Here is a 14,445-nt window from a genome sequence, read left to right as displayed (position 1 = left end):
TTTTTAGCCTAATAAATCCGTAACTTTTACTTTTTCGCGCAACTTAAACGTTTCGGGAGTTTCATTCCCTCGTGATGCATGAGCCCCCCTTAAAATATCGACTTCTTTAACCTTTTCAGGCCAGCCACTAAATCGTAAATTGAGATAGCCATCTTCATCGACCTTGGCACAACGAAAATATGCTTTTTGCGACCAACTATGCTCTTCGTTTTGTAGCATAAAATAGTCATCAGGTTGATCGGTAGAGCCCAGAACACGATAGCGTAATATGATCTCGCTTCCAGGAGGCGGTATAGTGACTGCAGCGACATTGCAATCGTTCTGTTCATTGACAACCGCCTTCACTTTTTGACGTTCAGAGAGCTCAGGCAAAGCAAAAACGGTTTGTTGAGTAAATCCTTGAGTACTGCTGTAGTCTGACGCTTCAGCTAATGAAGCAGCCATCGATTCATAATTGCTTTCTAATTCAGAAATAGCATCATCACTTAATGCTTGAGATGCGTAATACAGATAAACGCCTTGGCACTCACCTTTGATTTTGTATGGTATCCAGATATGAGGTAGCGGATAGCCTAGAACCTCATCACTCGGTGTAGAAGAGGCTTTCATAGGGCTAGAATGTGTCGAAACCATCAATTGCTCATGTTCAAAACCAACGAACTTGACCTCGACCTCCTCTGCGACCAAACTAAACACTCTTGCCTGCTCATTAATGTCTAGCTCACCTCTAAATACTTCTACCCCATCTTGCAAAATGGTGAACCGTTCAAAAGCAACATTCTCTCCGGGGAACAGCGAAGAGCCATCAATATTTACGTGTCTTGTCTCCGTAGTTTTTTTTCGGCTATTGCTCATGTCTACATCAGCAAAATATCCATCATTTGTTACCTGCAGTTCGCGCCAAACTTCCCCATTCCAAATAATGTAAACACGCCCCGACGTGTAACCATCCCACGAAGAACCCGACTTATACAAAGGAACCACCGGCACCAACACATTATCCCACTCATCCATCTGAGTTTCTTTTTCAACAGGCTGCAGGTCTTCTGCCAGTTTAAGCAAGATCGGCTGTGGTTGGTCGACACAAGGGATTTTGATGTAAAGTGTTTTGCCTTCTGTTTCTAGATCTTTAAACGTCGCGAGGCTGCGGTGTTTATTTTCGGTATCGGCCTTGCCTACAGTCACTTTTTCTTTTTGCTCTTCTGTCTTACCTAGCATCAGGCATGCCGCATTGCTAGACCACTGCCCCGCAAATTCGACAACGATTTTATGATCTGGGCTTGGCTCAGAGGGAACAAAGGTGTAATTGCGGACCAAAGGTACATCGTCGGTCACTTGCTGGTAATTGGCTTTGTGTACTTTATTCTCGCCTGTTCCTGCTAATGTGTTTATCCGCGACTTTAAGCGGGGTGCAGATTGTAACTGGGCGTCTGTTAGAGCGGCTCTGCGCGGCAAAATCGATAGGGCGACCCAGTGAGCGTTGGCTAATTCAGATTTCACTGCAACGAGCAGGCTGTTCGTAGAGTGTTTTGCCGATATGGAAATTTTTTCGACTAAGCCTTTAGGAAGGGCTCTTAAGATATCATCAGACTTTCTTAAACGCGAAAGCTGCCCTATACACTCATCCGGTGTAAGAACATAAGGTAGCTCGTTGGAGGATAACTTCGAGCTAAGTATAAATTTGCAAACTAATTGCATGTGAATTCTCCACAACCAACATCGTAAATATGGTTGCGGTGACATTTAAGCTGATAAGGCTTACAAGTACGATTTGGTCGCGAAATGATACTAAGTTATCTGATTAATTTCAATTAGATGCGAAGAAATGCAAAACCTGCATAATAACTAGATTAAAAGTCAAAATAACCACACAAACCTTCATGGTAACTAAAAGACTCAATGAAAACGCCCTCACTTTAACGCTACACGGCATATTTCATTGAAGTACTAAGTTTCTATTTATGAGCAGAAGGTAACAATTAACACTTATCGTAAAATGGCTAGACACATTGGGATTGATGTTTAAGCCATATAGCCTCCACAGCAGAGCTTTGAAGTCTATCAACGCTGCTAAAGAGGTAAGAATAAAAAGGTGAGTGTGTGAAACACTCACAAAGGTAACCTTCCAGAAGCAAGCTAGGTTTATATGCCCTATATTCGGTTACAAAATGTAAGGTGGTAATAGCCACCTAAAGCAGAACTCTATACTTGGGTATAGAAACGGGCGTAACTATATAATAATAATAAAGATTTTCAACGTGACACATTGACCACAATAAGCAATATATAACGCTCATAATGACTCTATCGGCACCCAAAACCACATTAGTGATAGTTGTTCTAGATATTTCGCCTTCTATAAAAGCCATAATGCTAAATTTCTCATTTATATAATAAATCACTTCAGTAGACACAGATCACAAAAAAGCGAGCTTAACGCTCGCTTTAATTATGCTGCCAAAGGCAAATTGGATGAGGGATCTTCTTTTAGCAAGTGCGGACTGAAGTCCTGAATAAATGCCGACAGTGTCTTATCTAAAGTAATCGTATCTTGGGCTTGTTCTGCTATTGCACCGAGATCGTTTTCGCCTTTCACCGTCACGGTGATTTGACCGTCTTGCAGCGCACTCATATCTAGGTTCAAACTCCAGCTACCGTCGCCCGACACATTGACGCTCGTTTCTGTGGTTTTGCCACCGTTCGTATCACTCGCTTGAACCATTAATGACTCACCCGTTGCAAAGCGTGTGCTGCTACCCGTGATGGCCACTGCCGCCGCAACCGAGGCATTAATCGTATTGCCGCCGTTGATGCTGCCAATTGTGATAGTCGGTGTTATCGGTAAGGCATGCGCTGTGTTGGTATCGCCCACGTTGCCCGTTAAATCGGTGTAATTGCTGACTTCAAGACTGATACTGCGCTCACTGCTGTTAGGCACAACTACATTACCCGTCCAGACTTTTTTGTCTGCCGTCGCGGCAAGCGAACTGATGCTCGTTCCACCTAAGGTCGCTGTCGCTGATTGCAGCTCTTTATCAAACTCCAGTCTGACACCGACAGTTTGACCTATCGCTTCATGACTTGGCGTGAATGTCACTGACGATAAACTTGGCTTCGCTCGAGTCATCTGCGCCGTATCTGTCGCCGGCGTCGCCACTGCGTTAAGGTTGTTTTCGCCTTTCACTGTCACGGTGATTTGACCGTCTTGCAGCGTATCAACGTTCAGGTTCAGACTCCAGCTACCGTCGCCCGACACATTGACGCTCGTTTCTGCGGTTTTGCCACCGTTCGTATCACTTGCCTGAACCGTTAATGACTCACCCGCCGCAAAACGTGTACTGCTACCCGTGATGACCACTGACGTTGCATCCGAGGCGTTAATCGTATTGCCGCCGTTGATGCTGCCAATCGTGATAGTCGGCGTAATCGGTAACGCATGCGCTGTGTTGGTATCACCCACGTTGCCCGTTAAATCGGTGTAATTGCTGACTTCAAGACTGATACTGCGCTCACTGCTGTTCGGCACAACCACATTACCCGTCCAGACTTTTTTGTCTGCCGTCGCCGCTAGCGAACTGATGCTCGTTCCGCCTAAGGTCGCTGTCGCTGATTGCAGCTCTTTATCAAACTCCAGTCTTACGCCGACAGTTTGACCGATAGCTTCATAACTTGGCGTGAATGTCACTGACGATAGGCTTGGCTTCGCTCGAGTCATCTGCGCCGTATCTGTCACTGGCGTTGCCACTGCGTTAAGGTTGTTTTCGCCTTTCACCGTCACGGTGATTTGCCCATCTTGCAGCGCACTCATATCCAGGTTCAAACTCCAGCTACCATCGCCCGACACATTGACGCTCGTTTCTGCGGTTTTACCACCGTTCGTATCACTTGCCTGAACCGTTAATGACTCACCCGTTGCAAAACGTGTACTGCTACCCGTGATGGCCACTGACGTTGCATCCGAGGCGTTAATCGTATTACCGCCGTTGATGCTGCCAATTGTGATAGTCGGTGTAATCGGTAAGGCATGCGCTGTGTTGGTATCACCCACGTTGCCCGTTAAATCGGTGTAATTGCTGACTTCAAGACTGATACTGCGCTCACTGCTGTTCGGCACAACCACATTACCCGTCCAGACTTTTTTGTCTGCCGTCACGGCTAGCGAACTGATGCTTGTTCCGCCTAAGGTCGCTGTCGCTGATTGCAGCTCTTTATCAAACTCCAGTCTGACACCGACAGTTTGACCGATGGCTTGGTAACCCGGGGTAAAAGTCGCATTTGTTAGGGTTGGTAAAACGCCTTCAACCCCCAGAAGCAAACTATCCCCTTTTCCGGGGATAGTGTTTAAGCTCTGGTAACTATTATCATCAACCCGTATCGTTATATTTTTGTTTTCGCCGACTGGACCTAAGTACTTAACCGTCCAGGTAATATTGTCAGCGGTCGCCCAAGTTTCTTGTTTTAGTTGGCCAACACTCCCACTATCGCTCGCACTGAGCTTTACATCTGAGAAGTCAAAATTTTTGACTTCTTCAGAGAATGTAAACGTTAGAGTCGCCTCTTCCCCTCCGGCCAGAGGGGGAGTGGCTGTCGTCGAGATTGCAACTGTCGGAATCGTCGCAGCCTCAACTTTCGCGTCAATCGTACGCTCAGCGCTCTGATTGGCGAGATCGGTTGCACTTACTTTGAACGTATAGCTCCCCGGTGCAAGAAGATAGTGGAATACATAAGGATCCGACTCGTTGGTCGGTTTAGTAACACGATCAGGGCCAAAAAGTCCGGTACCATTATCCGCAGCTGAACTAACAACATTCAAATTCTTGTCAGTGACGTATGCTGTAACATCTAGCTGATACCTGCCGTTATCAGGAACCTGGGATAACTGATTGGCACTTGCTATAGAAACCGTTGGTAGCTCATGGTCTACTACGGCAGGGATACCTTTATCGTCGTAACTACCGTTAAAGAGTTTGAAGCTCTTCACTTGTCTACCAATAGAATCCGTTACCGTTACCTTAAAGGTATACGCAGCTTGATCATTAACCGTAAAGTTCATCACGCCGTTTGCACTTGATGAGTTAATGTTACCAGTGTATTTCAAGCTGTCCCCAGCGCTTGGTACTAACTCTAAGCTATACTGGGAAGCACTTATACCTTGTTTATCTACGGTTGTAATCGTATAGGGCTGGCTGTTGTTTTTAAGTAGCAGCTTGCCACCTTCTAATGAGCTAATACCGTCCAAACTCACCGTAACTTCCGGAGTCTTTATATCGATAGTTTTCGATGCGGTAGTGGTCAGGTTTACTTTATCGGTCGCTATTATGTCAACTTTAATGCTATCAAGGCCTTCAAGCTGCGATTTATCTAGCTCAAAGTAGTCCATATCCGTTACTTTCTCTTCTACGAATGATGGGTTGAGAACTTTGTACTTAACTTTGGCTAGACCACTTACCTCGTCATCAATATTGAATCTGAAACGAATTTTGTCAGCGCCTGACTGAGTGATAAATACCTCATCACCAATAGTAGGTGGTGATTGATCAACTTTGACATTGATACTATCACTACTTTTATTCGACCATACATCAATGGCAGAAATGCTAACATTTAGAGTTTTACCATCAGTATCTTTAGAAAGTGGGATAGAAAAAGTCGAGCAATCATAACCAGCCAAATCTCCTGTCCCACATACTTTAAGGTCGGTAAACAAGCCATCGTTATCTCTCTTGTTATACGACGTACCGCCTACGTTAGCGGTTATATTATCTAACCGAGAATTGTCGTTGCGTTTAATTTTAAATGACACACTCAGCTGTTGCTGCCCATCAATTACCGAGTCTGCCTGAGGGCTAAGAATTTCAACAGTCGGATTAACTGTCGGGAGTAACAACGACAAACTATGGTCAGCGGCTAAATTACCCGCAACGTCGCTCAAGTTCTTAATTTTGTAATCGTGACTAGAACTTAAACCATCAATAACGTCACTGTACTTTTCTTTGTAAGTACACGAAGTCAAGCCTTTTGTATCTGTATTGCAGCTTTGCGGAGTAAAAGCCATATTGCCGCGGTTTCTGACTAGTTTAGGGTAAGCATTCTGATCAGAGATGTTTACTCCAGACAACTTATCTTCAAATTCTAGCGAGAATTGGAGTGTTTTGTTTGTACCATCCTGAGAGCCATCAGAAACTTCAGTACCCATAAATTGATACGTATCACCATGCTTCACTACTGGTGCATCAGTATCTACCATTTCAAAGCTATATTTATTTACTGTAGATTTATCATTGGTACCAATAGTTCTAGTTATCAGCACTACTTTATCCGACATGCTAGTGCTACTTTTAACAGTACAAGAGTAAGGCTCATTCGGATTATCAATGATGCCGGAGTAAGCACCGCTATCTGTTGGAGCGTCGTCTGAAGTGTAGTTCTCTCTCACCCAGCACTCTAAAGTCTTAGCTTTCACTTCTCCAACAGGCTCGAACGTTACCGTTAGTTCAGGACCAGAGATATGACTTTGGAACGGTTTTGGCGCAGCTATCTTCAGGGGAACACCTTGTCGCTGAACACTCATCGTTTTTGTAAAATCATTAACTTTACGATCAGACTCCGCGTTATATTTAACATTATTGAAAACCTTAATCCTAAGGTCATACCTTCCATCTTCAGGGAGGTCTGCTGGTGATAATTCCGCCTGATACTTCCCTTTCGAAATCTCTATGAATGCAAGATTGGAAGATTGTGGTTGAGCCGAGTGTTTATAAGTCGCCTCAATTTTATCAATACCACTTACGTCCTCTACTTCCATCGTTATCACGACTGGGGCATTGCGAGTAATCGCACCGTCAATACTACTTTGGTCATCTTTATACGCTAACGTATAAGACTTAACACTAGGCATGTTGTTGTGAACTTTCACTTTAAAGTCAGACGTAGAAGTATTTCCTCGAACATCGTTACCTTTAAGACGTACCCAGTTATCACCATCTTTCAAATCACCCAAAGGTAACTTCAGCGTCTCGCCGACTTTTGTTCCAGTTTCAGATTGAGGAGGAAGATCTGTATATGTCCAATATTCGAGGCTTCCAATGTCGACACCCGAAAGTGATGTAGCGCCGTCTTTATCAAGATCTTCTACTATGACGTCAAATACATACTTGCCAGGATAGTAAACGTCCTCACGCTCTGGCTTAAAGCCATGCAAAGATAACGTAGGACCTTCTCTGTCGAGCAATATTTGGCTTGGCTGAGACTCAGATACAAAGCCGTACTCATCCGTTGCTTTTACAAACAAACTGACCAGATTATCGTCTTGGCTGAGTACAATCTTGTCACTTTCAGCGGTACCTATCGACATATCAAAAGGTTGAGTCGGGTTTTTAGGCTCAGTAATGGTGTATATTTCTTTATCTTGTGATTGTTCTTGTCCTTTCTGCCAAAGTGACACTGCTTTGACTGCTGAGTCATCCGTTACAGATTTAAATTTCACGTTAAACTTACGGCCCAAAACATAGCTACCAGACGCAGCATCGACAATCCATGGGCTGTCCAGAACAATATCTGGGCCCTTGTTGTCGACTAGAAACTCAAACTCTCCTTCACCTGAACTCGCTGGGAAAGCACTGTTTGTTGCGACCACCTTAAAAGTGTTTTTTTCCTTATAATCAAAAGCCGTAGGGATCAACCGAACTTTAACGTCAGGCTGTGTTCCGAACAAATAAGGCTCATCACTGGTTTGTGGTTCAACCTCATAATGCTTCAGGTTCACGAGCTTGCCAGCCCCCGTTTTCAGTAAAACGTCAACTTGCTTACCCGGACTTAATCCCCAACTAATATCAGGCGTCCAAGCCGCATTACCACCGATTCTGTTAGTGAGGACTGTTCCATTTACAGCAGGAGCCTTTGAATCAATTAATACCTTAAACTTTGGAGCAGAAGAAGTGCCATCTGTGACTTTGTTGCCTAGGTTATCTTCGGCAGATACCGATACTATCCATTCACCTTCACCTAGGTCGATGACTTTGCCTTGCTCTGCACAACGATCACCAGTACAGAGTTTGACTTTAAAGAACTCATTGTTGTTGCTATCAAACAAATCGTGTGTAAAAGAGACTTTCTCCCCGCTTAGTTTTGAAAAAGTTATCCCCCGTTGCTCCAACTTGTCACCAACGGTATCTTCTATCGTAAACATCAACTCCTGTACGTAGCTTGCATTCAGATAGACTTCGTCAGACTCAATGCCATTCGGTAAGACATAACTCGCTTTAGGATAGTCATTGTCGATGTAAAGTGACTTTGTATGAGGTGCTTTACCATCATAACCGTGGGCATTGCCTTGTAAGTCTTTCGCACTGGTTTCCAATGCAAATTCAACAATGCCTGGTAAATTCGTTGACTGAGTGTTGAGAGTGAACCCGTATTCTTTGCGATAGCTCGAACTCGCTCCACTCTCAGTAATATCAAGGGCTAAATCAATCGGGGTATTTGGATCACTTTGTTTGTACCATCTTGTCACAAACTTAGGCTGACTCCCGTCTTTTGTATCAATACCAGATGGGTCCTCCAGTATAATTTTTGATTCAACTTGCCCTGCAACATATCGCTTGTTACCAACTTTGGTTTCTCTGCCGCTTTCGATCACGATAGTAGGCTCAGGAGCCGACTTATCAATACTTTCACCTGCTTTGTCAAAAATGGGATTACCATCCAAATTTGGGTTAGCTTTGGAAATGACATCAGCATATGCTTGCGCAACATTAGGCTCTATACCATTGCTCGTCATAATATCGTAGTAGCTTTGAGCTAAATGTTTCCGGTACGTATCAGGGCCAAACTCATACAAATCTAGCACGATTTGATGATTGCCTTTCCCCAAACCATTTGCTTTTCCGTCAAAGCTAAAGTCATCATAGACTGCTGATGAGAAATCTACAGAATTGTACGAAGGAGTTTGTTGCGCCAGCTTTTCAAATCCTTCAACTAGGAAACGGTGTAAATAATCATTGGAAGGGTTCTTCGGAATCGCATTAGCCAACATTGCATTGGTTGCATAAGGTGTAACAGTCGGATCAAAGCCGAAAAACGAGTTGTTATAACGTCCGGCTAATGCTTCTTTTACATCATCTAAAATTTCAATGGCACGCGCTGAGGTTTTTTCACCTGCAGTAAGCTTATTCCACTGGTAGTCAAACAGACCAGTTTGATAAGTCGACAGTTCAGTCAAATAAAATGACTGCGAACCGTTGAGCTTAAAATAGGCCCCAATATTGGCGTCATTAAGTTTGACTTCCTGCTCTGCACTTGGATCGTTTTTCCACTGGTAGTAATGTGGGGAAGAGCCCTCAACGCCAATTAGTCTTAAACGCATAAAGTCGTAATTGACAAGGTCAGTTGTTACTTCACAAGAGGCAACGTCAAGTTCTGGTTTCGCCTGACTGGTTTGAGCTGTACAACTTGCCAATGATGTGAACTCTCCTGCAGGTGTTAAACCTTCTAATTGGACACGAGCTCCAATGAACGGTGTCACCACTTTCATCGTTGGCAAATCAAAACTACTGCGGAAGTAAACGCTTTGAAGCTGGCTCTTATTGGTTGCACCATCTATCGTTTGAATGGTAAGCATATGGCTGCTGTTTTCTGACGTACTCTTAAAACCTGAGCCAAGTATTTCTTTAACATATGGCACGTAGTAGACCATTTCTTCTACACGATCATTCTCTTTTACAATCGTCTCATGTGGAATGTTGGCCGTACCCTCCGACGCTTTATTCTTGATTACGTCTTTATACGTATAGTTGCCATCGTTGTTAGGGCTTACATAGTATTTAACCTCTAGTGTTAGGTCGTCCGCGCTCGAACCCAGTACTGTGCTGCTATTAATGTCGAACACTCTTACACGTAGATAAGGGATTTTATTTTCTTTCAGCACACTTGGGTTAAAGTTCTTAAAGTCAATATTAGGTATCGCTTTCTGTATGCCTTCGCTCGCATAGATATAATCGATCTTTAAATAGTCTCGGATCGTCTGAACATTTTCTTTTGTATAAGTATCTTGATTATAAGAAACTTCTTTGGTGCTTCTTTCTCCAGTTATATCAACCTGAAGAAAGTTCATGGGTGCACCTTCAGGGAAAGAAAGATCTTGAGTAGGCTCTTGGTCATCCTGACGTACCTCAAAAGGCTCAATGCCAACATTGCCTCTTTTGTCTGTCGCGCGCACCTCAAACGATGTAGATGAGAGAAAATCGGCTATAGGATAGGGTTGACTAAAAAATTCACAGGCTTTACCTGAGTTAGCTGAAATACATTCCAACTCAGTAGGTAAACCTCCTTTAAACGATACTGTTACTGAAGCTAGCTCTTCAGGCGGCTCTTTCACAATGCCTTTAAGTACATAGTCTGCACCTTGATCCTGCTTTTTGATCGTATCATTTGAGGTAATTTCAATAACAGGGGCATTATTGTCCCATTCGAACGGAACTAGATGCCCTGAACCAGTTCCTGCTACAAGCGCGTTACCCAATACGTCAGATGTATACGCCACCAAACGAGCCGCTGTAACATTTGATAGTTTTGTATCATCGTTAACATCAATTGCATCAATGGCTGCGGTATCAATACTCACTTTGATCTTGGTTTCACGTAAACCTGCTTTAAAGTCATCAAATACAATTGAACAGAATTGGCTGCCTGAGGACTGTAAATCGTCACACTGATATTCACTCGACCATGAGCCATTCAGTTGATACTGGATATAAACGGATACATCCTTCACGCCGACTTCATCAGTTAAAGCAATATCGACTTTATCTTTGCCCGCAAGCACCTCACTTCCAACTCGGGTGACATTTGGCGCAGTGGTATCGATCTGAGTTTCATCTCTAGGAGGAACAAGCCCCCCACTGTTTCCGTTCGCTCCCTGACCATTTAGCTGTTTACTAAATTCAACATAATCATCGCCAGATGTACCAGATACATTGAGATCAGGATCATTTACAACAATTAGGACATGCTGAGAAAACTCGTTGGTATATACATCACTGGTGATCTTTTTTTGACCGAACGTTGATTTGCTAAGACCGCCAGTTACTGAGCTGATCTCTTCACCATTGAGTAAGCCATCAGCGGCCACATCTCGATATTGAATGTCGGCAAGATGCATCGAGGTATAAATATTGTCTGAGTTACCATGCTTTTTGATCATGTCGTAAGACAATGACGAATAGGCAGTCAGTAAAGCTCCGTACTGGTGGCCAGGAGTCGCGTACCCACTCTGACCACCTTTTGTGATATCAATCGGTAAGGTTTCGTTAACATTGAAACCGTACATCGAGTTCACACTTTCTATAGACGAAGAAATCGCAGTAGAGCCTGCTAAACCTTGGGAGATTTTATACTTTGTCAATCCAGCTGCTATGTTCGTCAATGGCGTTAACATTAAGCTATGAGTGCCGCCTTCGCTGTAATTAATCACACCATCCAGCTTGAGCATGTTGCCATTACTAACTGAAACCGTTTCTTTGGTTAGTGGATCTGTGTACCCACCGCCTTCAGCACGTATCAATAATGGTCGAGATGCCGCTTCAAACTCTAACTTGTAGTTTCCTACTGAGTCAGTTTTTGTACTCGCCAGTTTCCTGCCAAGCTTCCCGTCGTCATATTCCCAAACGTTTACTGTCGCACCGTAAACCGGAGCGTCAAAAACATTTCCAAAGATAGTTCCTGTTTTACGGGCATCAGGAGTGTTATCTCCTCCTTCACCACCACCACCGCCACACGCGGTTAACAATAGTGATGCAGTTATAAGACTAAGGTGCAGTTTCAGCATATTTTTAGTGAACATAGTAGTTTGGCAAAGTATATTTTCACGCGATTATATTATCGTCAAAAAATATCTCAACATGGCAAAACAACCATGAAAACAGACACAAAAACTAGCTCAATAGTTAAATTTAACGCCTATAATTACCTCAATACAGTATGTATAATTATTTAATTAGTCAAAACACACTAATTAGGTCGATCAGAGTGTAAGTTTTTTTTCAAAATATTATACTTCCCATCAACTGCTCTTCTATGAACCACCTTTAACTTAATGACTAGTTTAATATTTAGACAAAACACTAATAATATTGCTCTAACACTCTTTGTCATAGCTGTTGCGGTGGTGTTCGGAGTATCCGTTACGCACAGTGTTCTTACTCCAGATACTCAATTCCCGACTCCTAGTAATAGCATTGACTTTCGCCCCCCCACTAAAACAACATCTCATAAGCTGGCTAAAAAAAATGTCGTCGTAACTGGGACCATTGACTACTCATTCATCACTTCAATGATTAATGTAGGACTGTCTAAAAGAGAGATAAATTCATTGTTGAAGTTAATAGGGAACAATTTTGATATTGTAGGCTCTGTTAGAAAAGGGGATCGATTTTCAATTAAACTTGAAAGCAATAGATATAATGAAAGGAACATCCGTTCTTTTTACTACTCCGGCAGTGGAAATGACTTTTTCGTAAGTACAGATAATGATAACGGTGCGCTGAATGAGTTTGGTGCTAAATTTAATACTCCTCTTGTCTATAGATATCCTCTAAATAGCTTCCACAAAGTAAGCTCTGAATTTAATCTTAAGCGTAAACACCCAATAACTAAACGGATTACACCTCACCTGGGAACAGATTACGCCGTTCCTATTGGAACACCCATTTATAGTGTTGCTGATGGGCGCGTCATTAAATCTCGCTATAATCGTTTCGCTGGTCACTATATAAATATTCAGCACGCAGATGGAGCGATATCCAGATACCTTCATCTATCTCAACGAAATGTAAGAGCAGGAGACAAAATTACACAAGGGCAACAAATTGGACGCTCTGGAAACAGTGGCAGGACAACGGGTCCCCACCTACACATTGAGCTTGTACTTAACGGCAGACATGTTGACTTTGAGCACTATACTAGCTCAACGCCTCGCTCTATGGGTGACCCGAAAAAATTAATTTCAGCTCAGCTCGATCGCAATGAACTTGTCCAGGCTCTCGCACATACTGCACTCGAGCCCTAAAAATCATTAGTAATACGACAGTTATAATCCTACTGATACAGATCACATCTTTTGTTACAATGCCGCCAATTTCAGTAAAAGGTGTATGTAGATGGAATGTCGATTGGGTTGCGGGGCGTGTTGTATCGCACCAAGTATTTCTTCACCAATTCCAGGTATGCCAAATGGTAAGCCTGCTGGTACTCGATGTATTCAGCTAAATGAAGACAATCTTTGTAAACTGTTTGGTAAGTCAGAAAGACCCAAGGTGTGCCATGCGTTTAAGCCTTGTCCTGTTATATGTGGCAATACCAATGCTGCCGCGCTCAAGAACATTACCGAGTTAGAGTCTTTGACTTAGCGGCTATTCCCCAAATAGTTGGAGATAAAAATCCTATGATTCTGGGGCTAGCAAGCAATAAAAAGCCGCACGAGTTTGCGGCAATTTTAAGATAAGGTTAGAGTCTTTGCCTACCGAGCAATGAATGCGACAAGGTTGTGCCATCGACAAGCTCTAGCTCGCCTCCGACAGGGACACCATGCGCGATCCTGCTCGCCTGAACTTGGTGCTCTCGACAGAGTTCAGCAATATAGTGTGCCGTTGCTTCACCCTCAACAGTAGGATTCGTCGCAAGGATCACTTCGCTAATATCACCACGGCGCAGACGAAAATCCAGAACGTCTAGGCCGATATCACTAGGGCCAATACCATCGAGTGGCGACAAGTGCCCCATTAGCACAAAGTAGCGCCCCGAAAACTGGCCTGTCGCTTCTACCGCTGCGATATCTGCTGGGCTTTCCACCACACAGATTTGGCCGTTTTCCTGACGTTTAGGATTTGTACAGATATGGCAAGTTTCTTCTTCGGTGAAAGTGCGACACTCACTACAGTGACCTATTTCGGTCATCGCATGACTTAAAGCATCGGCAAGTTGCAAACCGCCTTTTCTATCCCGCTGTAACAAATGAAAGGCCATACGCTGCGCCGACTTGGGGCCAACCCCAGGTAGACAACGTAAGGCCTCCATCAATTGCTCCAGCATATGACTGGTGCGCATTAATTCTTACTCTGTTAGAAAGGCATCTTCATGCCTGGTGGTAATTGCATACCGCCAGTCACACCAGCCATTTTCTCTTTTTGAGTTTCTTCAACGCGGCGCGCCGCATCATTGAATGCTGCTGCAATAAGATCTTCAAGCATTTCTTTGTCGTCTTCCATCAGGCTTTCGTCAATTTCAACACGACGAACACTATGGCTACCAGTAATCGTTACTTTCACTAGGCCAGCACCAGATTCACCGGTTACTTCCATATTAGCAATTTCTTCTTGAAGCTTTTGCATGCGATCTTGCATTTGCTGGGCTTGCTTCATTAGGTTGCCCATACCGCCTTTACCAAACATG

The 14,445-nt window shown here is 43.6% G+C and carries 6 protein-coding genes; 2 read left to right on the top strand and 4 right to left on the bottom strand.

Annotated elements, in window-relative coordinates:
• Nucleotides 1–3: 3 nt before the first annotated feature.
• Both APB76_RS17705 and APB76_RS17700 read right to left on the bottom strand, forming a co-directional pair.
• Entirely contained in the window at nucleotides 4–1,698 is a 1,695-nt protein-coding gene (locus APB76_RS17705; RefSeq protein WP_054961349.1) for a hypothetical protein, read from the bottom strand.
• A 751-nt stretch (nucleotides 1,699–2,449) separates the two neighbouring features.
• A complete protein-coding gene (locus APB76_RS17700; protein ID WP_064429717.1) occupies nucleotides 2,450–11,839 on the bottom strand; it encodes a tandem large repeat in 9,390 nt (3,129 codons plus the stop codon).
• Between the two features lie 252 nt (nucleotides 11,840–12,091).
• On the opposite strand from APB76_RS17700, the gene APB76_RS17695 reads away from it, so the two are divergent.
• Together APB76_RS17695 and APB76_RS17690 are read left to right on the top strand one after the other, a co-directional pair.
• A complete protein-coding gene (locus tag APB76_RS17695) occupies nucleotides 12,092–13,063 on the top strand; it encodes a peptidoglycan DD-metalloendopeptidase family protein (protein WP_049846741.1) in 972 nt (323 codons plus the stop codon).
• Nucleotides 13,064–13,154: 91 nt separating this feature from the next.
• A complete protein-coding gene (locus APB76_RS17690) occupies nucleotides 13,155–13,403 on the top strand; it encodes a YkgJ family cysteine cluster protein (protein ID WP_049846740.1) in 249 nt (82 codons plus the stop codon).
• Nucleotides 13,404–13,500: 97 nt separating this feature from the next.
• Here APB76_RS17690 and recR read toward each other — a convergent pair whose 3' ends face one another.
• Nucleotides 13,501–14,100, bottom strand: coding sequence for a recombination mediator RecR (gene recR / locus APB76_RS17685; protein WP_049846739.1), 600 nt, complete (start codon nucleotides 14,098–14,100; stop codon nucleotides 13,501–13,503).
• Nucleotides 14,101–14,114: 14 nt separating this feature from the next.
• Nucleotides 14,115–14,444 carry a YbaB/EbfC family nucleoid-associated protein gene (locus tag APB76_RS17680; RefSeq protein ID WP_004413339.1) on the bottom strand — a complete coding sequence of 110 codons (330 nt, stop codon included), beginning with the start codon at nucleotides 14,442–14,444 and terminating at the stop codon, nucleotides 14,115–14,117.
• Nucleotide 14,445: the final 1 nt, after the last annotated feature.

This window comes from Vibrio bivalvicida, assembly GCF_001399455.2.
Classification (GTDB): domain Bacteria; phylum Pseudomonadota; class Gammaproteobacteria; order Enterobacterales; family Vibrionaceae; genus Vibrio; species Vibrio bivalvicida.
This window is presented reverse-complemented; position numbering and strand designations above follow the sequence as displayed.